26 protein-coding genes are annotated in these 21947 nt (G+C 55.2%); all 26 read left to right on the top strand.

Annotated elements, in window-relative coordinates; genetic code table 11:
• Positions 1 to 122 precede the first annotated feature (122 nt).
• The 26 genes from rpoB (at position 123) to rpmD (ending at position 21944) form a co-directional block, all read left to right on the top strand.
• Positions 123 to 4196 carry a DNA-directed RNA polymerase subunit beta gene (gene rpoB / locus K1X80_RS25825; protein ID WP_053138310.1) on the top strand — a complete coding sequence of 1358 codons (4074 nt, stop codon included), beginning with the start codon at positions 123 to 125 and terminating at the stop codon, positions 4194 to 4196.
• Between the two features lie 64 nt (positions 4197 to 4260).
• Positions 4261 to 8460: a DNA-directed RNA polymerase subunit beta' gene (rpoC, locus tag K1X80_RS25820; protein WP_057960765.1), complete on the top strand. Its 4200-nt coding sequence runs from the start codon at positions 4261 to 4263 to the stop codon at positions 8458 to 8460.
• A gap of 216 nt (positions 8461 to 8676) precedes the next feature.
• Positions 8677 to 9048: a 30S ribosomal protein S12 gene (gene rpsL / locus K1X80_RS25815; protein WP_002555494.1), complete on the top strand. Its 372-nt coding sequence runs from the start codon at positions 8677 to 8679 to the stop codon at positions 9046 to 9048.
• A 117-nt stretch (positions 9049 to 9165) separates the two neighbouring features.
• Entirely contained in the window at positions 9166 to 9636 is a 471-nt protein-coding gene (gene rpsG, locus K1X80_RS25810; RefSeq protein ID WP_002555493.1) for a 30S ribosomal protein S7, read from the top strand.
• Between the two features lie 30 nt (positions 9637 to 9666).
• Positions 9667 to 11772 carry an elongation factor G gene (gene fusA, locus K1X80_RS25805; protein WP_029299268.1) on the top strand — a complete coding sequence of 702 codons (2106 nt, stop codon included), beginning with the start codon at positions 9667 to 9669 and terminating at the stop codon, positions 11770 to 11772.
• A 30-nt stretch (positions 11773 to 11802) separates the two neighbouring features.
• Positions 11803 to 12996: an elongation factor Tu gene (tuf, locus tag K1X80_RS25800; protein WP_003176426.1), complete on the top strand. Its 1194-nt coding sequence runs from the start codon at positions 11803 to 11805 to the stop codon at positions 12994 to 12996.
• 157 nt (positions 12997 to 13153) lie between these two features.
• Positions 13154 to 13465, top strand: coding sequence for a 30S ribosomal protein S10 (gene rpsJ, locus K1X80_RS25795; RefSeq protein WP_003186070.1), 312 nt, complete (start codon positions 13154 to 13156; stop codon positions 13463 to 13465).
• Between the two features lie 81 nt (positions 13466 to 13546).
• Entirely contained in the window at positions 13547 to 14182 is a 636-nt protein-coding gene (gene rplC, locus K1X80_RS25790; protein WP_003194649.1) for a 50S ribosomal protein L3, read from the top strand.
• A 12-nt stretch (positions 14183 to 14194) separates the two neighbouring features.
• Positions 14195 to 14797, top strand: a complete 603-nt coding sequence (gene rplD / locus K1X80_RS25785) for a 50S ribosomal protein L4 (protein WP_057438746.1) — start codon at positions 14195 to 14197, stop codon at positions 14795 to 14797.
• The gene (gene rplW / locus K1X80_RS25780) at positions 14794 to 15093 is read left to right on the top strand and encodes a 50S ribosomal protein L23 (RefSeq protein ID WP_002555488.1); all 300 of its coding nucleotides are present in this window, start codon (positions 14794 to 14796) and stop codon (positions 15091 to 15093) included. The genes rplD and rplW overlap by 4 nt, the downstream gene beginning before the upstream one ends.
• Positions 15094 to 15107: 14 nt before the next feature.
• Positions 15108 to 15932, top strand: coding sequence for a 50S ribosomal protein L2 (gene rplB / locus K1X80_RS25775; protein ID WP_003176423.1), 825 nt, complete (start codon positions 15108 to 15110; stop codon positions 15930 to 15932).
• A gap of 16 nt (positions 15933 to 15948) precedes the next feature.
• The gene (gene rpsS, locus K1X80_RS25770) at positions 15949 to 16224 is read left to right on the top strand and encodes a 30S ribosomal protein S19 (protein WP_002555486.1); all 276 of its coding nucleotides are present in this window, start codon (positions 15949 to 15951) and stop codon (positions 16222 to 16224) included.
• 11 nt (positions 16225 to 16235) lie between these two features.
• Positions 16236 to 16568 (top strand): 50S ribosomal protein L22, encoded by a 333-nt coding sequence (rplV, locus tag K1X80_RS25765; protein WP_003103908.1) that lies wholly within the window; start codon positions 16236 to 16238, stop codon positions 16566 to 16568.
• Positions 16569 to 16581: 13 nt separating this feature from the next.
• Positions 16582 to 17268: a 30S ribosomal protein S3 gene (gene rpsC / locus K1X80_RS25760; protein ID WP_003176422.1), complete on the top strand. Its 687-nt coding sequence runs from the start codon at positions 16582 to 16584 to the stop codon at positions 17266 to 17268.
• A gap of 12 nt (positions 17269 to 17280) precedes the next feature.
• Complete coding sequence (gene rplP, locus K1X80_RS25755) at positions 17281 to 17694, top strand: 50S ribosomal protein L16 (RefSeq protein WP_003232424.1); 414 nt, start codon at positions 17281 to 17283, stop codon at positions 17692 to 17694.
• On the top strand, positions 17694 to 17885 hold the full coding sequence (gene rpmC / locus K1X80_RS25750; RefSeq protein WP_002555481.1) for a 50S ribosomal protein L29: 192 nt from the start codon (positions 17694 to 17696) through the stop codon (positions 17883 to 17885). The genes rplP and rpmC overlap by 1 nt, the downstream gene beginning before the upstream one ends.
• Before the next feature lie 2 nt (positions 17886 to 17887).
• The gene (rpsQ, locus tag K1X80_RS25745; RefSeq protein ID WP_003176419.1) at positions 17888 to 18154 is read left to right on the top strand and encodes a 30S ribosomal protein S17; all 267 of its coding nucleotides are present in this window, start codon (positions 17888 to 17890) and stop codon (positions 18152 to 18154) included.
• Between the two features lie 23 nt (positions 18155 to 18177).
• Positions 18178 to 18546 (top strand): 50S ribosomal protein L14, encoded by a 369-nt coding sequence (rplN, locus tag K1X80_RS25740; RefSeq protein ID WP_002555479.1) that lies wholly within the window; start codon positions 18178 to 18180, stop codon positions 18544 to 18546.
• Positions 18547 to 18557: 11 nt separating this feature from the next.
• On the top strand, positions 18558 to 18872 hold the full coding sequence (rplX, locus tag K1X80_RS25735) for a 50S ribosomal protein L24 (RefSeq protein WP_029299388.1): 315 nt from the start codon (positions 18558 to 18560) through the stop codon (positions 18870 to 18872).
• A 22-nt stretch (positions 18873 to 18894) separates the two neighbouring features.
• Positions 18895 to 19434, top strand: a complete 540-nt coding sequence (gene rplE / locus K1X80_RS25730) for a 50S ribosomal protein L5 (RefSeq protein ID WP_003210069.1) — start codon at positions 18895 to 18897, stop codon at positions 19432 to 19434.
• A gap of 13 nt (positions 19435 to 19447) precedes the next feature.
• On the top strand, positions 19448 to 19753 hold the full coding sequence (gene rpsN, locus K1X80_RS25725) for a 30S ribosomal protein S14 (protein ID WP_003176414.1): 306 nt from the start codon (positions 19448 to 19450) through the stop codon (positions 19751 to 19753).
• Between the two features lie 208 nt (positions 19754 to 19961).
• Positions 19962 to 20354 carry a 30S ribosomal protein S8 gene (gene rpsH, locus K1X80_RS25720; RefSeq protein WP_017848802.1) on the top strand — a complete coding sequence of 131 codons (393 nt, stop codon included), beginning with the start codon at positions 19962 to 19964 and terminating at the stop codon, positions 20352 to 20354.
• 12 nt (positions 20355 to 20366) lie between these two features.
• On the top strand, positions 20367 to 20900 hold the full coding sequence (gene rplF / locus K1X80_RS25715; RefSeq protein ID WP_003176412.1) for a 50S ribosomal protein L6: 534 nt from the start codon (positions 20367 to 20369) through the stop codon (positions 20898 to 20900).
• Between the two features lie 10 nt (positions 20901 to 20910).
• A complete protein-coding gene (rplR, locus tag K1X80_RS25710) occupies positions 20911 to 21261 on the top strand; it encodes a 50S ribosomal protein L18 (protein ID WP_003186037.1) in 351 nt (116 codons plus the stop codon).
• A gap of 3 nt (positions 21262 to 21264) precedes the next feature.
• Positions 21265 to 21765: a 30S ribosomal protein S5 gene (gene rpsE, locus K1X80_RS25705; RefSeq protein WP_003186035.1), complete on the top strand. Its 501-nt coding sequence runs from the start codon at positions 21265 to 21267 to the stop codon at positions 21763 to 21765.
• A gap of 2 nt (positions 21766 to 21767) precedes the next feature.
• Positions 21768 to 21944 (top strand): 50S ribosomal protein L30, encoded by a 177-nt coding sequence (gene rpmD / locus K1X80_RS25700; RefSeq protein ID WP_003176408.1) that lies wholly within the window; start codon positions 21768 to 21770, stop codon positions 21942 to 21944.
• Positions 21945 to 21947 lie beyond the last annotated feature (3 nt).

Raw genomic sequence — 21947 nt, 5'->3', positions numbered from 1 at the left:
TCGCCGCCACTAACGCGCTGTAGCCACCCGATGCGGTGGTGCAAACCAAGGGGTTTGCAAGATTTTCTGGCTGCTCCCGTCGGGGGGGCCAAACAAGCAGGTGACCAAGCTGGGGAACGCTGATGGCTTACTCATATACTGAGAAAAAACGTATCCGCAAGGACTTTAGCAAGTTGCCGGACGTCATGGATGTCCCGTACCTTCTGGCTATCCAGCTGGATTCGTATCGTGAATTCTTGCAGGCGGGAGCGACCAAAGATCAGTTCCGCGACGTGGGCCTGCATGCGGCCTTCAAATCCGTTTTCCCGATCATCAGCTACTCCGGCAATGCTGCGCTGGAGTACGTCGGTTATCGCCTGGGCGAACCGGCATTTGATGTCAAAGAATGCGTGTTGCGCGGTGTTACGTACGCCGTACCTTTGCGGGTAAAAGTTCGTCTGATCATTTTCGACAAAGAATCGTCGAACAAAGCGATCAAGGACATCAAAGAGCAAGAAGTCTACATGGGCGAAATCCCATTGATGACTGAGAACGGTACCTTCGTTATCAACGGTACCGAGCGTGTAATCGTTTCCCAGCTGCACCGTTCCCCGGGCGTGTTCTTCGACCACGACCGCGGCAAGACGCACAGCTCCGGTAAGCTCCTGTACTCCGCGCGGATCATTCCGTACCGTGGTTCGTGGTTGGACTTCGAGTTCGACCCTAAAGACTGCGTGTTCGTGCGTATCGACCGTCGTCGCAAGCTGCCGGCCTCGGTACTGCTGCGCGCGCTCGGCTATACCACTGAGCAAGTGCTGGACGCTTTCTACACCACCAACGTATTCAGCCTGAAGGATGAAACCCTCAGCCTGGAACTGATTGCTTCGCGTCTGCGTGGTGAAATTGCCGTCCTGGACATCCAGGATGAGAAGGGCAAGGTCATTGTTGAGGCTGGCCGTCGTATTACTGCGCGCCACATCAACCAGATCGAAAAAGCCGGTATCAAGTCGCTGGACGTGCCTCTGGACTACGTCCTGGGCCGCACTACCGCCAAGGTTATCGTTCACCCGGCGACAGGCGAGATCCTGGCTGAGTGCAACACCGAGCTGAACACCGAGATCCTGGCAAAAATCGCCAAGGCCCAGGTTGTTCGCATCGAGACCCTGTACACCAACGATATCGACTGCGGTCCGTTCGTCTCCGACACCCTGAAGATCGACTCCACCAGCAACCAATTGGAAGCGCTGGTCGAAATCTATCGCATGATGCGTCCTGGCGAGCCACCAACCAAAGACGCTGCCGAAACCCTGTTCAACAACCTGTTCTTCAGCCCTGAGCGCTATGACCTGTCTGCGGTCGGCCGGATGAAGTTCAACCGTCGTATCGGTCGTACCGAGATCGAAGGTTCGGGCGTGCTGTGCAAGGAAGACATCGTTGCGGTCCTGAAGACTCTGGTCGACATCCGTAATGGTAAAGGCATCGTCGATGACATCGACCACCTGGGTAACCGTCGTGTTCGCTGCGTAGGCGAAATGGCCGAGAACCAGTTCCGCGTTGGCCTGGTACGTGTTGAGCGTGCGGTCAAAGAGCGTCTGTCGATGGCCGAAAGCGAAGGCCTGATGCCGCAAGACCTGATCAACGCCAAGCCAGTGGCTGCGGCGGTGAAAGAGTTCTTCGGCTCCAGCCAGCTCTCGCAGTTCATGGACCAGAACAACCCGCTCTCCGAGATCACCCACAAGCGCCGTGTTTCTGCACTGGGCCCGGGCGGTCTGACCCGTGAGCGTGCTGGCTTTGAAGTTCGTGACGTACACCCGACGCACTACGGTCGTGTTTGCCCGATCGAAACGCCGGAAGGTCCGAACATCGGTCTGATCAACTCCCTGGCTGCCTATGCGCGCACCAACCAGTATGGCTTCCTCGAGAGCCCGTACCGCGTGGTGAAAGACGCCCTGGTCACCGACGAGATCGTCTTCCTGTCCGCCATCGAAGAAGCTGATCACGTGATCGCTCAGGCTTCGGCCACGATGAACGACAAGAAAGTCCTGATCGACGAGCTGGTAGCTGTTCGTCACTTGAACGAGTTCACCGTCAAGGCGCCGGAAGACGTCACCTTGATGGACGTATCGCCCAAGCAGGTAGTTTCGGTTGCAGCATCGCTGATCCCGTTCCTGGAACACGATGACGCCAACCGTGCGTTGATGGGTTCCAACATGCAGCGTCAAGCTGTACCGACCCTGCGCGCTGACAAGCCGCTGGTAGGTACCGGCATGGAGCGTAACGTAGCCCGTGACTCCGGCGTTTGCGTCGTGGCTCGTCGTGGCGGCGTGATCGACTCTGTTGATGCCAGCCGTATCGTGGTTCGTGTTGCCGATGACGAAGTTGAAACTGGCGAAGCCGGTGTCGACATCTACAACCTGACCAAATACACCCGCTCGAACCAGAACACCTGCATCAACCAGCGTCCGCTGGTGCGTAAGGGTGATCGCGTTCAGCGTAGCGACATCATGGCCGACGGTCCGTCCACCGATATGGGTGAGTTGGCTCTGGGTCAGAACATGCGCATCGCGTTCATGGCGTGGAACGGCTTCAACTTCGAAGACTCCATCTGCCTGTCCGAGCGTGTTGTTCAAGAAGACCGTTTCACCACGATCCACATCCAGGAACTGACCTGTGTGGCACGTGACACCAAGCTTGGGCCAGAGGAAATCACTGCAGACATCCCGAACGTGGGTGAAGCTGCGCTGAACAAGCTGGACGAAGCCGGTATCGTTTACGTAGGTGCTGAAGTTGGCGCTGGCGACATCCTGGTCGGTAAGGTCACTCCGAAAGGCGAGACCCAACTGACTCCGGAAGAGAAGCTGCTGCGTGCCATCTTCGGCGAAAAAGCCAGCGACGTTAAAGACACCTCCCTGCGCGTACCTACTGGTACCAAGGGTACTGTCATCGACGTACAGGTCTTCACCCGTGACGGCGTCGAGCGTGATGCTCGTGCACTGTCCATCGAGAAGACTCAACTCGACGAAATCCGCAAGGATTTGAACGAAGAGTTCCGTATCGTTGAAGGCGCGACCTTCGAACGTCTGCGTTCTGCCCTGGTAGGCCACAAGGCTGAAGGCGGCGCAGGTCTGAAGAAAGGTCAGGATATCACCGACGAAATCCTCGACGGTCTTGAGCACGGCCAGTGGTTCAAACTGCGCATGGCTGAAGATGCTCTGAACGAGCAGCTCGAGAAGGCCCAGGCCTACATCGTTGATCGCCGCCGTCTGCTGGACGACAAGTTCGAAGACAAGAAGCGCAAACTGCAGCAGGGCGATGACCTGGCTCCAGGCGTGCTGAAAATCGTCAAGGTTTACCTGGCAATCCGTCGTCGCATTCAGCCGGGCGACAAGATGGCCGGTCGTCACGGTAACAAAGGTGTGGTCTCCGTGATCATGCCGGTTGAAGACATGCCGCACGATGCCAATGGCACCCCGGTCGACGTCGTCCTCAACCCGTTGGGCGTACCTTCGCGTATGAACGTTGGTCAGATCCTTGAAACCCACCTGGGCCTCGCGGCTAAAGGTCTGGGCGAGAAGATCAACCGTATGATCGAAGAGCAGCGCAAGGTCGCAGACCTGCGTAAGTTCCTGCACGAGATCTACAACGAGATCGGCGGCCGCAAAGAAGAGCTGGACACTTTCTCCGACCAGGAAATCCTGGATCTGGCGAAAAACCTGCGCGGCGGCGTTCCAATGGCTACCCCGGTGTTCGACGGTGCCAAGGAAAGCGAAATCAAGGCCATGCTGAAACTGGCAGACCTGCCAGAAAGCGGCCAGATGCAGCTGTTCGACGGCCGTACCGGCAACAAGTTCGAGCGCCCGGTTACTGTTGGCTACATGTACATGCTGAAGCTGAACCACTTGGTAGACGACAAGATGCACGCTCGTTCTACCGGTTCGTACAGCCTGGTTACCCAGCAGCCGCTGGGTGGTAAGGCTCAGTTCGGTGGTCAGCGTTTCGGGGAGATGGAGGTCTGGGCACTGGAAGCATACGGTGCTGCATACACTCTGCAAGAAATGCTCACAGTGAAGTCGGACGATGTGAACGGTCGTACCAAGATGTACAAAAACATCGTGGACGGCGATCACCGTATGGAGCCGGGCATGCCCGAGTCTTTCAACGTGTTGATCAAAGAAATTCGTTCCCTCGGCATCGATATCGATCTGGAAACCGAATAACACGTGACGCGAATCGAGAGCGGGGCAGTGATGCCCGCTCTCTGCTCCGCCAGGAGGAAAGGCCTTGAAAGACCTACTGAATTTGCTGAAAAACCAGGGTCAAGTCGAAGAGTTCGACGCCATCCGTATTGGATTGGCATCGCCTGAGATGATCCGTTCGTGGTCGTTCGGTGAAGTTAAAAAGCCGGAAACCATCAACTACCGTACGTTCAAACCTGAGCGTGACGGCCTGTTCTGCGCCAAGATCTTTGGCCCGGTAAAGGATTACGAGTGCCTGTGCGGTAAGTACAAGCGCTTGAAGCACCGTGGTGTGATCTGCGAGAAGTGCGGCGTTGAAGTTGCACTGGCCAAGGTTCGTCGTGAGCGCATGGCGCACATCGAGCTGGCTTCGCCGGTTGCCCACATCTGGTTCCTGAAATCGCTGCCGTCCCGTATCGGCTTGCTGATGGACATGACCCTGCGTGATATCGAACGCGTTCTCTACTTCGAGAGCTATGTCGTTATCGACCCAGGCATGACCACCCTTGAAAAAGGTCAGCTGCTCAACGACGAGCAGTACTTCGAAGCGCTGGAAGAGTTCGGCGACGATTTCGATGCCCGCATGGGTGCCGAAGCTGTCCGCGAACTGCTGCACGCTATCGACCTGGAGCACGAGATTGGCCGCCTGCGTGAAGAAATTCCGCAAACCAACTCCGAAACCAAGATCAAGAAGCTGTCCAAGCGTCTGAAGTTGATGGAAGCCTTCCAGGGTTCCGGCAACCTGCCAGAGTGGATGGTGCTGACTGTTCTGCCGGTTCTGCCGCCAGACCTGCGTCCGCTGGTACCGTTGGACGGTGGTCGTTTCGCGACGTCCGACCTCAACGACCTGTACCGCCGCGTGATCAACCGTAACAACCGCTTGAAGCGCCTGCTTGATCTGTCCGCTCCGGACATCATCGTGCGCAACGAAAAGCGTATGTTGCAAGAAGCGGTCGACGCCTTGCTCGACAACGGTCGTCGTGGCCGCGCTATTACCGGTTCCAACAAGCGTCCTCTGAAATCCCTGGCTGACATGATCAAGGGTAAGCAAGGTCGTTTCCGTCAGAACTTGCTCGGTAAGCGTGTTGACTACTCCGGTCGTTCGGTAATTACCGTAGGCCCGACCCTGCGTCTGCACCAGTGCGGTCTGCCTAAGAAGATGGCGCTTGAGCTGTTCAAGCCTTTCATCTTCGGCAAGCTGGAAATGCGCGGTCTCGCGACCACCATCAAAGCGGCCAAGAAAATGGTCGAGCGCGAACTGCCAGAGGTTTGGGACGTTCTCGCTGAAGTGATTCGCGAACACCCGGTCCTCCTCAACCGTGCACCGACCCTTCACCGTCTGGGTATCCAGGCGTTTGAACCGGTACTGATCGAAGGTAAGGCTATCCAGCTGCACCCTCTGGTCTGTGCTGCGTACAACGCCGACTTCGACGGCGACCAAATGGCCGTGCACGTACCGCTGACACTGGAAGCCCAGTTGGAAGCGCGTGCGTTGATGATGTCGACCAACAACATTCTGTCGCCAGCCAACGGTGAGCCAATCATCGTTCCGTCGCAGGACGTTGTATTGGGTCTGTACTACATGACCCGTGAAGCGATCAACGCCAAGGGCGAAGGTCGTGTGTTCGCTGACCTGCAAGAAGTTGACCGTGTGTTCCGTGCCGGCGAAGCCGCACTGCACGCCAAGGTCAAAGTGCGCATTCACGAAACCGTCAACGACCGTGACGGCGGCAGCGTGAGCAACACCCGTATCGTCGACACCACTGTCGGCCGTGCGCTGTTGTACCAGGTTGTGCCAAAAGGTCTGTCGTACGACGTCGTCAACCTGCCGATGAAGAAAAAGGCGATCTCCAAGCTGATCAACCAGTGCTACCGCGTGGTTGGTCTGAAAGAGACCGTGATCTTCGCTGACCAGTTGATGTACACCGGTTTTGCTTATTCGACCATTTCCGGCGTTTCCATCGGTGTTAACGACTTCGTTATCCCGGATGAAAAAGCCCGCATCATCAGTGCTGCTACTGACGAAGTGAAAGAGATCGAGAGCCAGTACGCCTCCGGCCTGGTAACCCAGGGCGAGAAGTACAACAAAGTGATCGACCTTTGGTCCAAGGCCAACGACGAAGTGTCCAAGGCAATGATGGCCAACCTCTCGAAAGAGAAGGTTATCGACCGTCATGGCGTGGAAGTCGATCAAGAGTCTTTCAACTCGATGTACATGATGGCCGACTCGGGCGCACGGGGTTCTGCTGCGCAGATCCGTCAGCTCGCCGGTATGCGTGGCCTGATGGCCAAGCCGGACGGTTCCATCATCGAAACGCCGATTACTGCGAACTTCCGTGAAGGTTTGAGCGTACTTCAGTACTTCATCTCTACTCACGGTGCTCGTAAAGGTCTGGCGGATACCGCGTTGAAAACCGCTAACTCCGGTTACCTGACTCGTCGTCTGGTAGACGTTGCACAAGATCTGGTTGTAACCGAGATCGATTGCGGCACCGAGCACGGCCTGCTGATGACTCCGCACATTGAAGGCGGTGACGTTGTAGAGCCGCTGGGTGAGCGCGTATTGGGTCGTGTTATTGCCCGTGACGTGTTCAAGCCAGGTACCGAGGAAGTTATCGTTCCTGCCGGCACCCTGGTGGATGAGAAGTGGGTCGAGTTCATCGAACTCAACAGCATCGACGAAGTGATTGTTCGCTCGCCGATCAGCTGCGAAACCCGCTACGGTATCTGCGCCAAGTGCTACGGCCGTGACTTGGCTCGTGGCCACCAGGTGAACATCGGTGAAGCGGTCGGCGTTATCGCTGCCCAGTCCATCGGTGAGCCGGGTACCCAGCTGACCATGCGTACGTTCCACATCGGTGGTGCGGCAAGCCGGACCTCCGCAGCCGACAGCGTTCAGGTGAAGAATGGCGGTACTGTCCGTCTGCACAACCTGAAACACGTTGAGCGAGTGGATGGCCACCTGGTTGCTGTGTCCCGTTCCGGTGAGCTGGCGATTGCTGATGACTTCGGTCGTGAGCGTGAGCGTTACAAGCTGCCGTACGGTGCTGTGATTTCGGTTAAAGAAGGTGACAAGGTCGACGCTGGCGCAATCGTGGCCAAGTGGGATCCGCACACTCACCCAATCGTTACCGAAATGAAAGGTACCGTGACCTACGTGGGCATGGAAGAAGGCATCACGATCAAGCGTCAGACTGACGAATTGACCGGTATGACCAACATTGAAGTACTCGACGCCAAAGATCGTCCAGCTGCCGGTAAAGACATCCGTCCTGCCGTGAAGATGGTCGATGACAACGGCAAGGATCTGCTGCTGCCAGGCACTGACGTTATCGCTCAGTACTTCCTGCCAGCCAACGCCCTGGTCGGTGTAGCGGATGGTGCGAAGATCGCGATCGGTGATGTTATCGCGCGTATCCCGCAAGAAACTTCGAAGACCCGTGACATCACCGGTGGTCTGCCGCGTGTTGCCGACTTGTTCGAAGCTCGTCGTCCGAAAGAAGCGTCGATCCTGGCTGAAGTCAGCGGCACCATCGCGTTCGGTAAAGAGACCAAGGGCAAGCGCCGTCTGGTCATTACCCCGAACGACGGTAGCGATCCGTATGAAGAGCTGATTCCGAAGTGGCGTCACCTGAACGTGTTCGAAGGCGAACAGGTAAACCGCGGCGAAGTTATCTCCGACGGTCCGAGCGATCCACACGACATCCTGCGTCTGCTGGGTGTGAGTGCGCTGGCCAAGTACATCGTTAACGAGATCCAGGACGTTTACCGTCTGCAAGGCGTGAAGATCAACGATAAGCACATCGAGACCATCCTGCGTCAGATGCTGCGTAAAGTTGAAATCGCTGAATCCGGCGATTCGAGTTTCATCAAGGGCGACCAGATGGAACTGACTCACGTACTGGTAGAAAACGAGCGTCTGGCAACCGAAGAGAAATTTGTTTCCAAGTTCACTCGCGTGTTGCTGGGTATCACCAAGGCGTCGTTGTCCACTGAGTCGTTCATCTCGGCGGCCTCCTTCCAGGAGACCACTCGCGTACTGACCGAAGCAGCGGTAACCGGCAAGCGCGATTACCTGCGCGGCCTGAAAGAAAACGTGGTTGTGGGTCGACTGATCCCGGCCGGTACCGGCTTGGCCTACCACAGCGAGCGTAAGCGTCGCCGTGAACTCGACAAGCCGCTGCGCGTAAGCGCCAGTGAAGTGGAAGCTGCACTGACCGAAGCGCTGAACTCTAGCGGTAACTGAGTTCTGCGATAAATAAGTCCGGGCCCTGGCAGCCCCGTTCGTCGGAACAAGACAGTTTTGTCGGGTTTCGATGGAGGGGGAGGTCGGGGCCTTGCCTTGACTGGGGGCAAGATCCTCTTTAGACTCTTGTACCCCTAAATTTGGCGGGAATTCGTTCCTGCCATTTTGCTTTTCTTGCAAGACAATAGCGTCGCAAGACAACAGTGGAGCTAGTAGATGGCAACTATCAACCAGCTGGTACGTCAGCCGCGTAAGCGTATCGTCGAGAAATCCGACGTACCTGCGCTGCAGAACTGCCCGCAACGTCGTGGCGTATGCACTCGCGTGTATACCACTACGCCGAAAAAACCTAACTCGGCACTGCGTAAAGTATGCCGTGTGCGCCTGACCAACGGTTTCGAGGTTTCCTCGTACATCGGTGGTGAAGGTCACAACCTGCAAGAGCACAGCGTGGTACTGATCCGCGGCGGTCGTGTAAAAGACTTGCCAGGTGTTCGTTACCACACCGTACGCGGCTCCTTGGATACTTCCGGCGTTAAAGGTCGTAACCAGGGTCGTTCGAAGTACGGTACCAAGAAGCCTAAGTAGTAGCGGCTTTTTGTAAACTGAATCATCTTATTTTCTGAGTCGATAAGAGTAAGGTCGGAGGCGTCCCGCAAGGGCACCGATTCCGAACGAACCTGAAGACCGTTTGAGGGCTTATCCATGCCAAGAAGACGCGTAGCAGCCAAGCGCGAAGTGCTTGACGATCCAAAATACGGAAGCCAAATTCTGGCCAAGTTCATGAACCACGTGATGGAAAGCGGCAAGAAAGCCGTTGCCGAGCGTATCGTTTATGGCGCGCTGGAAAAGGTTAAAGAACGCAAGAACAGCGACCCCCTGGAAATCTTCGAGAAAGCTCTCGACGCCATCGCTCCGCTGGTCGAAGTGAAGTCGCGCCGTGTAGGCGGTGCTACTTACCAGGTTCCGGTCGAAGTTCGTCCGTCCCGTCGTAACGCCCTGGCAATGCGCTGGTTGGTAGACTTCGCCCGTAAGCGCGGCGAGAAGTCTATGGCTCTGCGTTTGGCCGGCGAGCTGTTGGACGCTGCTGAAGGTAAAGGTGCTGCTGTTAAGAAGCGTGAAGACGTGCACCGTATGGCTGAAGCTAACAAAGCTTTCTCGCACTACCGCTTCTAATCTTAGCTTCACTAATTTTGCGAGGGCTTTATGGCTCGTACTACTCCGATTAGCCGCTACCGTAACATCGGTATCGTTGCTCACGTGGATGCTGGTAAAACCACCACCACCGAGCGCGTACTGTTTTACACCGGCAAAAGTCACAAAATGGGCGAGGTGCATGATGGCGCCGCGACCACAGACTGGATGGTTCAGGAGCAGGAGCGTGGTATTACCATTACTTCTGCTGCTATTACCGCCTTCTGGAAAGGTTCTGCCAAGCAGTACAAGGACGAGCACCGCTTCAACGTAATCGATACCCCGGGCCACGTAGACTTCACCATTGAAGTTGAGCGTTCCCTGCGTGTACTCGACGGCGCGGTCGTTGTGTTCTGCGGTACTTCGGGCGTTGAGCCTCAGTCGGAAACCGTATGGCGTCAAGCCAACAAGTACGGTGTTCCACGTCTTGTTTACGTAAACAAGATGGACCGTGCTGGTGCGAACTTCCTGCGCGTGATCGGTCAGATCAAGCAGCGTCTGGGTCACACTCCGGTGCCAATCCAATTGGCTATCGGTTCTGAAGACAACTTCCAGGGCCAGATCGATCTGATCACCATGGAAGCCGTCTACTGGAATGACGCCGACAAAGGTATGGTTCCTGTTCGTAAGCCTATCCCTGCAGAATTGCAGGAGCTGGCTGACGAGTGGCGCAATAACCTGGTTGAGGCTGCTGCCGAAGCCAGCGAAGAGCTGATGAACAAGTACCTCGAAGGTGAAGAACTCACCAACGTGGAAATCAAGGCTGCTCTGCGTCAGCGTACTATCGCTGGTGAGATCGTCTTGGCTGTTTGCGGTTCTTCCTTCAAGAACAAGGGTGTTCCCCTGGTTCTCGACGCCGTTATCGACTACCTGCCTGCTCCAACTGACATTCCTGCTATCAAGGGTACTAACCCTGATAACGAGGAAGAAGAGATGGAGCGTCACGCTGACGACAGCGAGCCGTTCTCGGCTCTGGCGTTCAAGATCGCTACCGACCCATTCGTGGGTACCCTGACTTTCGTCCGCGTTTACTCGGGCGTGTTGGCCTCCGGCGACGGCGTGATCAACTCGGTCAAGGGCAAGAAAGAGCGTGTGGGTCGTATGGTGCAAATGCACGCAAACGCCCGCGAAGAGATCAAGGAAGTACGCGCTGGTGACATCGCGGCCTTGATCGGCATGAAGGATGTCACCACTGGTGAGACCTTGTGCGACGCTGCTAAGCCAATCATCCTGGTTCGCATGGACTTCCCGGAGCCGGTTATCTCGGTTGCCGTAGAGCCTAAGACCAAGGATGACCAGGAAAAAATGGGTATTGCACTGGGCAAGCTTGCTCAGGAAGATCCATCTTTCCGCGTCAAGACTGATGAAGAGACTGGTCAAACGATCATCTCCGGCATGGGCGAGTTGCACCTGGACATCCTGGTTGACCGGATGCGCCGTGAGTTCAACGTCGAAGCCAACATCGGTAAGCCTCAGGTTTCCTATCGTGAGCGCATCACGAAGAACTGTGAAATCGAAGGCAAGTTCGTTCGTCAGTCCGGCGGTCGTGGTCAGTTCGGTCACTGCTGGATCCGTTTTGCTCCTGCTGACGAAGGTCAGGAAGGTCTGCAATTCGTGAACGAAGTAGTAGGTGGTGTTGTTCCTAAGGAATACATCCCTGCTATCCAGAAGGGTATCGAAGAGCAGATGAAGAACGGTGTTGTTGCCGGCTATCCGCTGATCGGCCTGAAAGCAACCGTTTTTGACGGTTCTTACCACGACGTCGACTCCAACGAGATGGCGTTTAAGGTGGCTGCTTCCATGGCAACCAAGCAACTGGCCCAGAAGGGCGGTGGTGAGTTGCTTGAGCCAATCATGGCGGTAGAAGTTGTTACACCTGAAGACTATATGGGTGATGTCATGGGCGACCTTAACCGTCGTCGCGGCATGATCTTGGGTATGGAAGACACGGTTTCCGGCAAAGTGATTCGCGCCGAGGTTCCGTTGGGTGAGATGTTCGGTTACGCGACCGACGTTCGCTCCATGTCCCAGGGTCGCGCAAGCTACTCTATGGAATTCAAAAAATACAACACAGCTCCGGCGCACATCGCTGAAACTGTATCCAAAAAACAAGGCTGATTCAGTCCTTTAGGCAAGGAGTTAATTGTCGTGGCTAAAGAAAAATTTGATCGTTCCCTACCGCACGTCAACGTTGGCACTATCGGTCACGTTGACCATGGTAAAACCACTCTGACTGCTGCTCTGACTCGCGTTTGCTCCGAAGTATTCGGTTCCGCAATCGTTGATTTCGATAAAATCGACAGCGCGCCAGAAGAAAAAGCTCGTGGTATCACCATCAACACCGCGCACGTTGAATACAACTCGCTGATCCGTCACTACGCTCACGTTGACTGCCCAGGTCACGCTGACTATGTGAAGAACATGATCACCGGTGCTGCCCAGATGGACGGCGCAATCCTGGTTTGCTCGGCCGCTGATGGTCCGATGCCACAAACCCGTGAGCACATCCTGCTGTCCCGTCAGGTAGGCGTTCCGTACATCGTGGTTTACCTGAACAAGGCCGACCTGGTAGACGACGCTGAGCTGCTGGAACTGGTTGAGATGGAAGTGCGCGATCTGCTGAGCACTTACGACTTCCCAGGCGACGACACTCCGATCATCATCGGTTCTGCTCGTATGGCTCTGGAAGGCAAAGACGATAACGAAATGGGCACCACGTCCGTTCGTAAACTGGTTGAGACTCTGGACAGCTACATCCCAGATCCAGTTCGTGTTATCGACAAGCCGTTCCTGATGCCAATCGAAGACGTATTCTCGATCTCCGGTCGCGGTACTGTTGTAACTGGTCGTATCGAGCGCGGTATCGTCAAGGTTCAGGATCCACTGGAAATCGTTGGTCTGCGTGACACTACCGTCACCACCTGCACCGGTGTTGAAATGTTCCGTAAGCTGCTTGACGAAGGTCGTGCTGGCGAGAACTGCGGCGTTCTGCTGCGTGGTACCAAGCGTGACGACGTTGAGCGTGGCCAGGTTCTGGTTAAGCCAGGTTCGGTTAAGCCGCACACCAAGTTCGAAGCTGAAGTGTACGTGCTGAGCAAAGAAGAAGGCGGTCGTCACACTCCGTTCTTCAAAGGCTACCGTCCACAGTTCTACTTCCGTACTACTGACGTGACTGGTAACTGCGAACTGCCGGAAGGCGTTGAAATGGTAATGCCAGGCGACAACATCAAAATGGTTGTCACCCTGATCAAAACCATCGCAATGGAAGACGGTCTGCGCTTCGCAATCCGTGAAGGCGGCCGTACCGTTGGTGCTGGCGTTGTAGCTAAAATCATCGAGTAAGCATCTCTTCTGAGATAGCTTCGATGCTTTGAAAAGCCCCCGCTCAGCGGGGGCTTTTTTATTGGGTTGACACCTATCTGGGGCGTCTATAGAATTGCGCCTCCTTTTAACGGGCGCAGTGCGCTCGGTGGGAATAGCAGCCGGAGTCTGAAATCCAATGCAAAATCAGCAAATCCGTATCAGGTTGAAGGCTTTTGACCATCGCCTGATCGACCAATCCACCCAGGAAATCGTGGAAACCGCGAAACGTACTGGGGCACAAGTGCGTGGTCCTATTCCACTGCCTACCCGCAAAGAGCGGTTCACCGTTCTGGTCTCCCCGCACGTCAACAAAGACGCGCGTGACCAGTACGAGATCCGTACTCATAAGCGCGTTCTGGACATCGTCCAGCCAACGGATAAAACCGTTGATGCACTTATGAAGCTTGATCTGGCGGCCGGTGTGGAAGTACAGATCAGCCTCGGCTAAGACTCGGGTCTTAGTCGTGTAACGCTCTGAAATGGGCGGCCATAGCGGGTGAAAGCCCCGTACACTCATGAGGTTTACAACATGACTATTGGTGTAGTCGGTCGTAAATGCGGTATGACCCGTATTTTCACCGAAGAAGGTGTCTCCATTCCGGTCACGGTCATTGAGATCGAGCCGAATCGCGTCACCCAGTTCAAAACTGAAGAAACCGATGGCTATCGTGCAGTGCAAGTCACTGTCGGCGAGCGTCGTGCTTCGCGCGTGACTGCTGCTCAAGCAGGTCACTTCGCTAAAGCAAACGTTGCAGCTGGTCGTACTGTTATGGAGTTCCGTCTTGAAGATGGTGACTACCAGGCTGGCGATCTGATCAACGCTGAAATCTTCGCCGCTGGTCAACTGGTTGATGTAACCGGTCAGTCCAAGGGTAAAGGCTTCCAGGGTACGATCAAGCGTTGGAATTTCCGTGGCCAAGACAACACTCACGGTAACTCCGTTTCCCACCGCGTCCCGGGCTCTATTGGCCAGTGCCAGACTCCTGGTCGTGTATTCAAGGGCAAAAAAATGTCCGGTCATATGGGCGCTGAGCGCGTGACCGTGCAGTCCCTCGAAGTAGTGCGCGTCGACGCTGAACGCAATCTGTTGTTGGTCAAGGGTGCTGTTCCTGGCGCTACTGGCGGCAACCTGGTTGTACGTCCAGCGGCCAAGGCTCGCGGTTAAGGGGAAGCTGACATGCAATTAAATGTAAATGACGCTCAAGCGATCGAAGTTTCCGAACTGACATTTGGCGGCGAATTCAACGAGACGCTCGTTCACCAAGCAGTCGTGGCCTACATGGCCGGCGGCCGTCAAGGTAGCAAGCAGCAAAAGACCCGTTCCGACGTTCGTGGTGGCGGTAAGCGCCCTTGGCGTCAGAAAGGTACTGGCCGTGCTCGTGCCGGTACTATCCGTAGCCCAATCTGGCGTGGCGGCGGTACCACTTTCGCAGCTCGTCCACAGGATCACTCTCAGAAGCTCAACAAGAAGATGTATCGCGCAGCACTGCGCTCCATCCTTGCTGAACTCGTGCGTACTGATCGTCTGGTCGTGGTTCAGGACTTCGCTGTTGAAGCGCCGAAAACCAAAGATCTGCTGAACAAGCTGAACGGCATGGGTCTGACTGATGTCCTGATCGTGTCTGAAGCTGTTGATCAGAACCTGTACCTGGCTGCTCGCAACCTGCCACACGTTGATGTACGTGACGTGCAAGGTTCCGATCCAGTTAGTCTGATCGCATACGACAAGGTGTTGATCACCGTGTCGGCCGTGAAGAAATTCGAGGAGCTGCTGGGATGAACCAGGAACGCGTATTTAAAGTTCTGCTTGGCCCGCACGTTTCCGAAAAGGCTACGGTTCTGGCTGACAAGAAAGGCCAGTTCGTTTTCAAGGTTGCAACTGACGCAACCAAGCTGGAAATCAAGAAGGCCGTCGAAAGCCTGTTCAGCGTGAAAGTAGAGCGTGTTACTACCCTGAATGTTCTGGGTAAGAGCAAGCGCACTGCTCGCGGTCTGGGCAAGCGTAATGACTGGAAGAAGGCAGTTATCTCCCTTCAGCCAGGCCAAGATCTCGATTTCAGCAGCAGTGCTGAGTAAGGAAGGGGTGCATCATGGCAATCGTTAAATGCAAACCGACTTCCCCTGGCCGCCGTTTTGTGGTCAAGGTGGTCAACCAGGAGCTGCATAAAGGCGCTCCTCACGCACCGCTGCTCGAGAAGAAATCGAAGACTGGTGGTCGTAACAACAATGGTCGCATTACCACTCGTCACATCGGTGGTGGCCATAAGCAGCATTATCGTCTGGTCGATTTCCGTCGCAACGACAAAGATGGCATCTCTGCCACTGTCGAGCGTATCGAATACGATCCAAACCGTACTGCTCACATCGCTCTGCTGCTGTACGCAGATGGCGAGCGTCGCTACATCATCGCGCCTAAAGGCGTGAGTGCTGGCGACCAGCTGATCGCAGGTGCCCTGGCACCGATCAAGCCGGGCAACGCTCTGCAACTGCGTAACATTCCAGTTGGTAGCACCGTACACGGCATCGAATTGAAGCCAGGTAAAGGCGCACAGATCGCTCGTTCCGCTGGTGCTTCGGCTCAGCTGATCGCTCGTGAAGGTGTCTACGTGACCCTGCGTCTGCGTTCTGGTGAGATGCGTAAAGTACTGGCTGAATGCCGTGCGACCCTGGGCGAAGTCTCGAACTCCGAGCACAGCCTGCGTTCGCTGGGTAAAGCTGGTGCCAAACGCTGGCGTGGCGTTCGCCCAACCGTTCGTGGTGTTGCCATGAACCCGGTTGACCACCCACACGGTGGTGGTGAAGGTCGTACCTCTGGTGGTCGTCATCCGGTATCGCCATGGGGCTTCCCGACTAAGGGCGCGAAGACTCGTGGTAATAAGCGTACCGACAAAATGATCGTCCGTCGTCGCAAGTAAATAGAGGGATACGACAGTGCCACGTTCTCTGAAAAAAGGTCCTTTTATTGATCTTCACCTACTGAAGAAGATCGAAGTGGCGGCGGAAAAGAACGATCGCAAACCAGTTAAGACCTGGTCGCGCCGTTCTATGATCCTGCCACAAATGGTCGGTTTGACCATCGCAGTACACAACGGTCGTCAGCACGTCCCAGTTCTCGTTAACGAAGACATGGTCGGCCACAAACTGGGCGAGTTTGCCGGTACCCGCACTTATCGTGGGCACGTGGCAGACAAGAAAGCCAAGCGTTAAGGGGTTAGGAAATGGAAGTAGCCGCTAAGTTGTCGGGCGCTCGAATCTCCGCCCAGAAAGCCCGCTTGGTCGCCGACCAGATCCGCGGGAAGAAGGTGGGCGAAGCGCTCAACCTGTTGGCTTTCAGCAGTAAGAAAGCCGCCGAGATCATGAAGAAAGTGCTGGAGTCGGCCGTAGCCAACGCCGAGCATAACGAAGGCGCAGACGTTGATGACCTGAAGGTCAGCACCGTTTTCGTCAACGAAGGGCGTTCGCTGAAGCGTATCATGCCGCGTGCCAAAGGCCGTGCTGATCGCATCGTCAAGCGGTCTTGCCATATCACTGTCAAGGTTGCTGACAAGTAACGGAGTCGAAGAGATGGGTCAGAAAGTACATCCCATTGGCATTCGCCTGGGAATCGTCAAGGAGCACACCTCCGTCTGGTACGCAGACGGTCGGACTTATGCGGACTATTTGTTCGCTGATCTGAAGGTGCGTGAGTATCTCCAAGACAAACTAAAAAGCGCGTCCGTAAGCCGTATCGATATCCATCGTCCGGCGCAAACTGCACGTATCACCATCCACACCGCTCGTCCAGGTATCGTTATCGGGAAGAAAGGTGAAGATGTTGAGAAACTGCGTCAGGACCTGACCAAGCAAATGGGTGTGCCTGTGCACATCAATATCGAAGAGATCCGCAAGCCGGAGCTCGACGGTATGCTGGTTGCGCAGAGCGTAGCTCAGCAGCTGGAGCGCCGCGTAATGTTCCGTCGTGCTATGAAGCGCGCTGTACAGAACGCCATGCGCATTGGTGCCAAAGGCATCAAAATCCAAGTGAGCGGTCGTCTCGGCGGTGCTGAAATCGCACGTACTGAATGGTATCGCGAAGGTCGTGTGCCATTGCACACCCTGCGTGCCGACATCGACTATGCCAACTACGAAGCTCACACCACTTACGGTGTGATCGGTGTAAAGGTTTGGATCTTCAAGGGCGAAGTAATTGGTGGTCGCCAAGAAGAACTGAAACCACAAGCACCAGCGCCTCGTAAAAAAGCTGCTAAGTAAGGGGTACGCCAAATGTTGCAACCTAAGCGTACGAAGTTCCGCAAGCAGATGACAGGCCACAACCGTGGTCTGGCTCAGCGCGGTAGCAAAGTCAGCTTCGGCGAGTTCGCGCTGAAGTCTGTAGCTCGTGGTCGTCTCACCGCTCGTCAGATCGAGTCAGCGCGTCGTGCTCTGACCCGTCACGTTAAACGTGGCGGCAAGATCTGGATCCGTGTATTCCCGGACAAGCCGATCTCCAAAAAACCTCTCGAGGTTCGGATGGGTAAAGGTAAGGGTAACGTGGAATACTGGGTAGCCCAGATTCAGCCAGGCAAAGTCCTGTATGAAATCGAGGGTGTAACTGAAGAGCTGGCGCGTGAGGCTTTTGCCCTGGCTGCTGCAAAGCTGCCGCTCGCCACCGCCTTTGTTAAACGGACGGTGATGTGATGAAAGCGAATGAACTTCGTGAAAAATCCGCACAGCAGCTGAACGAGCAACTGCTCGGCCTGCTGCGCGACCAGTTCAATCTGCGTATGCAGAAAGCAACTGGCCAGTTGGGGCAGTCTCATCTGCTCTCGCAAGTTAAGCGTGACATCGCTCGCGTGAAGACTGTGCTCAACCAGCAGGCAGGTAAGTGATCATGGCTGAAGCCGAAAAGACTGTCCGTACGCTGACTGGCCGTGTTGTCAGCGACAAGATGGACAAAACCATCACCGTTTTGATCGAGCGTCGCGTTAAGCACCCGATCTACGGTAAATATGTTAAGCGTTCGACTAAGCTGCACGCGCACGACGAAACCAATCAGTGCCACATCGGCGACAAAGTCACTATTCGTGAAACTCGTCCGCTGGCCAAGACCAAGTCTTGGGCACTGGTTGATGTTCTCGAACGCGCTGTGGAAGTCTAAGGACTAGGGGTCGGAGAAATTATATGATTCAGACTCAATCCATGCTCGATGTGGCCGATAACAGCGGCGCTCGCCGTGTTATGTGCATCAAGGTGCTGGGTGGCTCCCATCGTCGTTACGCTGGTATCGGTGACATCATCAAAGTTACCGTGAAGGAAGCAATTCCTCGCGGTAAAGTGAAAAAAGGCCAAGTGATGACTGCTGTTGTAGTCCGCACTCGTCACGGCGTACGTCGTGCTGATGGCTCCATTATCCGCTTTGATGGCAACGCTGCTGTTCTTCTGAACAACAAGCAAGAGCCGATCGGCACCCGTATCTTTGGGCCAGTGACCCGTGAACTTCGTACTGAGAAGTTCATGAAGATCGTCTCGCTCGCCCCAGAAGTGCTGTAAGGAGATCCGACATGCAAAAGATTCGTCGTGACGACGAGATCATCGTGATCGCCGGCAAAGACAAAGGTAAGCGCGGTAAGGTGCTGAAGGTTCTTGCTGATGACCGTCTGGTCATTGGTGGTCTGAACCTGGTCAAGCGTCATACCAAGCCTAACCCCGCGTCGGGCGTACAGGGCGGTATCGTCGAGAAAGAAGCGCCATTGCACGCTTCTAACGTCGCCATCTTCAACGGCGAAACCAACAAGGCTGACCGCGTTGGTTTCAAAGTAGAAGACGGTAAGAAAATTCGTGTCTTCAAGTCGACCCAAAAAGCGGTTGATGCTTGAACACTGCTAGGTAGATAAGACCATGGCACGACTAAAAGAGATTTACCGGAAGGAAATCGCTCCGAAGCTTAAGGAAGAACTTAAGCTTTCGAACGTGATGGAAGTTCCGCGCGTTACCAAAATCACCCTGAACATGGGTCTGGGCGAAGCGATCGGTGACAAAAAAGTCATCGAGCACGCTGTTGCTGACCTGGAAAAGATCACCGGTCAAAAAGTCGTTGTGACTTACGCTCGGAAATCCATCGCTGGCTTTAAAGTCCGTGAAGGTTGGCCGATCGGTGTCAAAGTGACTCTGCGCCGTGAGCGTATGTACGAGTTCCTGGATCGTCTGCTGTCGATCTCCCTGCCTCGGGTTCGCGACTTCCGCGGCCTGAATGCCAAGTCCTTCGATGGTCGTGGTAACTACAGCATGGGCGTGAAAGAGCAGATCATCTTCCCGGAAATCGACTACGACAAGATCGATGCTCTCCGCGGTCTGGACATCACCCTGACCACCACTGCCAAGAACGATGATGAAGGCCGCGCTCTGCTGCGTGCGTTCAAATTCCCGTTCCGCAACTGATTGGAGTAGGACCATGGCCAAGATGAGCATGAAAAACCGCGAGCTGAAGCGTCAGCTCACGGTTGCCAAGTACGCCAAGAAGCGTGCAGCACTGAAAGCTATCATCGTTGATCTGAACGCAAGTCCAGAAGCGCGTTGGGAAGCTACAGTAGCTCTGCAGAAGCAGCCACGTGACGCAAGCGCTTCGCGCATGCGTAACCGCTGCCGCCTGACCGGTCGTCCGCACGGCGTTTACCGCAAGTTCGGCCTCGGCCGTAACAAACTGCGTGAAGCGGCAATGCGTGGTGACGTACCTGGTCTGGTTAAAGCCAGCTGGTAAGTACTTTCGAAGTCTCGGTGGCCAGGATCGCAAGATACTGACCGCCGGTGGCCTAGAATCTGGAACAAGCCCCTTTTGGGGCTTGTTTCATTTCCGGAGTGTGTCTAAAATACGCGGCTCGCCTGAGCCCGTGTGTTTTATGCCCGGAGATTCTCGGTGACATATGTAGCCGCAAGGCTAATTTTTTTGTATTAGGAGCGTCTAGCCCATGAGTATGCAGGACCCGTTAGCGGACATGCTAACTCGTATCCGTAATGCCCAGATGGCTGAAAAGTCCGTCGTAAGCATGCCATCTTCCACGTTGAAGGTAGCTGTTGCCAAAGTCCTGAAAGACGAAGGCTACATTGCGGGTTATCAGATCAGCAGCGAAATCAAGCCACTGCTGTCCATCGAGCTGAAGTACTTCGAAGGCCGTCCGGTCATCGAGGAAGTGAAGCGCGTTAGCCGTCCAGGCCTGCGTCAGTACAAGTCCGTTGAAGATCTGCCGAAAGTTCGTGGCGGTCTTGGCGTGTCTATCGTCTCCACCAACAAAGGTGTGATGACGGATCGTGCTGCGCGCGCTGCCGGTGTCGGCGGCGAAGTTCTTTGCACTGTGTTCTAAGGGGGGATAAGCATGTCTCGCGTCGCTAAGAACCCCGTTAAGCTGCCAGCCGGTGTCGAAGTAAAATTCGCAGGCCAACAGCTTTCGGTGAAGGGTGCCAAGGGTACTCTTGAACTGAACATCCATTCGTCCGTTGAGATCGTTGAAGAAGCTGGTGAGCTGCGTTTCGCTGCTCGCAATGGCGATCAACAAACTCGCGCAATGGCCGGTACCACGCGTGCGTTGGTAAACAACATGGTCCAAGGCGTAAGCCAAGGCTTCGAGCGTAAGCTCCAGCTGGTCGGTGTTGGTTACAAAGCGCAAGCAAAAGGCACGGTTTTGAACCTGGCCCTTGGCTTCTCGCACCCAGTGGATTACGAACTGCCGGAAGGCATCACCGCTGAAACTCCTAGCCAGACCGATATCCTGATCAAGGGCATCGACAAGCAGCTGGTAGGTCAAGTGGCTGCCGAGATCCGCGACTTCCGTCCACCAGAGCCGTACAAAGGCAAAGGTGTGCGCTACGCGGACGAAGTCGTCCGTCGTAAAGAAGCCAAGAAGAAGTAGGGCATAGCAAATGACCGACAAAAAAGTTACTCGACTGCGTCGCGCTCGCAAAGCACGCCTGAAAATGCACGAACTCGAAGTCGTGCGTCTCTGCGTGTTCCGCTCGTCGCAGCACATCTACGCCCAGGTCATCTCGGCCGACGGCAACAAAGTCCTGGCAAGCGCCTCGACTTTGGATAAAGAACTGCGTGATGGTGCCACTGGCAACATCGACGCGGCCACTAAGGTTGGCCAGCTGGTCGCTACGCGTGCTAAGGCCGCTGGCGTCTCGCAAGTGGCTTTCGACCGCTCTGGCTTCAAGTACCACGGCCGCGTTAAAGCGCTGGCTGATGCTGCTCGTGAAGCTGGGCTGGAGTTCTAAGTTATGTCAAATAACGACCAAAAGCGCGACGAAGGCTACATTGAGAAGCTGGTTCAAGTTAACCGCGTAGCCAAAACCGTTAAAGGCGGCCGTATCTTCACCTTCACCGCGTTGACCGTGGTTGGTGATGGTAAGGGCCGTGTTGGCTTCGGCCGTGGCAAGTCGCGTGAAGTGCCTGCTGCGATCCAGAAGGCAATGGAAGCTGCTCGTCGCAACATGATCCAAGTTGACCTGAACGGCACCACTCTGCAGTACGCAATGAAGTCCGCTCACGGCGCTTCGAAGGTGTACATGCAGCCTGCTTCTGAAGGTACCGGTATCATCGCTGGCGGCGCTATGCGTGCTGTCCTCGAGGTTGCTGGTGTTCAGAACGTTCTGGCCAAGTGCTACGGCTCGACTAACCCGGTAAACGTGGTTCACGCCACTTTCAAAGGTTTGAAAGCTATGCAATCTCCTGAATCCATTGCCGCCAAGCGTGGCAAAAGCGTCAAGGAGATCTTCTGATCATGGCTACCGTTAAAGTAACGCTGATCAAAAGCATGACCGGCCGCATCCCTAACCACAAATTGTGCGTTAAGGGTTTGGGTCTGCGTCGCATCGGTCACACTGTAGAAGTCCAGGATACTCCCGAGAATCGCGGGATGATCAACAAGGCTTACTACATGCTGCGTGTCGAGGGTTAATCG

Origin of the sequence: Pseudomonas sp. So3.2b, from assembly GCF_019464415.1 — a bacterium.
GTDB lineage: Bacteria > Pseudomonadota > Gammaproteobacteria > Pseudomonadales > Pseudomonadaceae > Aquipseudomonas > Aquipseudomonas shahriarae.
Note: the sequence above shows the minus strand (reverse complement) of the source record. Positions and strands in the feature narration are given on the sequence as shown.

Coding starts and splice junctions, on each gene's coding strand:
- rpoB (WP_053138310.1), top strand. CDS start 123: ATGGCTTACTCATATACTGAGAAAAAACGTATCCGCAAGGACTTTAGC.
- rpsL (WP_002555494.1), top strand. CDS start 8,677: ATGGCAACTATCAACCAGCTGGTACGTCAGCCGCGTAAGCGTATCGTC.
- rpsG (WP_002555493.1), top strand. CDS start 9,166: ATGCCAAGAAGACGCGTAGCAGCCAAGCGCGAAGTGCTTGACGATCCA.
- fusA (WP_029299268.1), top strand. CDS start 9,667: ATGGCTCGTACTACTCCGATTAGCCGCTACCGTAACATCGGTATCGTT.
- rpsJ (WP_003186070.1), top strand. CDS start 13,154: ATGCAAAATCAGCAAATCCGTATCAGGTTGAAGGCTTTTGACCATCGC.
- rplC (WP_003194649.1), top strand. CDS start 13,547: ATGACTATTGGTGTAGTCGGTCGTAAATGCGGTATGACCCGTATTTTC.
- rplD (WP_057438746.1), top strand. CDS start 14,195: ATGCAATTAAATGTAAATGACGCTCAAGCGATCGAAGTTTCCGAACTG.
- rplW (WP_002555488.1), top strand. CDS start 14,794: ATGAACCAGGAACGCGTATTTAAAGTTCTGCTTGGCCCGCACGTTTCC.
- rplB (WP_003176423.1), top strand. CDS start 15,108: ATGGCAATCGTTAAATGCAAACCGACTTCCCCTGGCCGCCGTTTTGTG.
- rplV (WP_003103908.1), top strand. CDS start 16,236: ATGGAAGTAGCCGCTAAGTTGTCGGGCGCTCGAATCTCCGCCCAGAAA.
- rpsC (WP_003176422.1), top strand. CDS start 16,582: ATGGGTCAGAAAGTACATCCCATTGGCATTCGCCTGGGAATCGTCAAG.
- rplP (WP_003232424.1), top strand. CDS start 17,281: ATGTTGCAACCTAAGCGTACGAAGTTCCGCAAGCAGATGACAGGCCAC.
- rpmC (WP_002555481.1), top strand. CDS start 17,694: ATGAAAGCGAATGAACTTCGTGAAAAATCCGCACAGCAGCTGAACGAG.
- rpsQ (WP_003176419.1), top strand. CDS start 17,888: ATGGCTGAAGCCGAAAAGACTGTCCGTACGCTGACTGGCCGTGTTGTC.
- rplN (WP_002555479.1), top strand. CDS start 18,178: ATGATTCAGACTCAATCCATGCTCGATGTGGCCGATAACAGCGGCGCT.
- rplX (WP_029299388.1), top strand. CDS start 18,558: ATGCAAAAGATTCGTCGTGACGACGAGATCATCGTGATCGCCGGCAAA.
- rplE (WP_003210069.1), top strand. CDS start 18,895: ATGGCACGACTAAAAGAGATTTACCGGAAGGAAATCGCTCCGAAGCTT.
- rpsN (WP_003176414.1), top strand. CDS start 19,448: ATGGCCAAGATGAGCATGAAAAACCGCGAGCTGAAGCGTCAGCTCACG.
- rpsH (WP_017848802.1), top strand. CDS start 19,962: ATGAGTATGCAGGACCCGTTAGCGGACATGCTAACTCGTATCCGTAAT.
- rplF (WP_003176412.1), top strand. CDS start 20,367: ATGTCTCGCGTCGCTAAGAACCCCGTTAAGCTGCCAGCCGGTGTCGAA.
- rplR (WP_003186037.1), top strand. CDS start 20,911: ATGACCGACAAAAAAGTTACTCGACTGCGTCGCGCTCGCAAAGCACGC.
- rpsE (WP_003186035.1), top strand. CDS start 21,265: ATGTCAAATAACGACCAAAAGCGCGACGAAGGCTACATTGAGAAGCTG.
- rpmD (WP_003176408.1), top strand. CDS start 21,768: ATGGCTACCGTTAAAGTAACGCTGATCAAAAGCATGACCGGCCGCATC.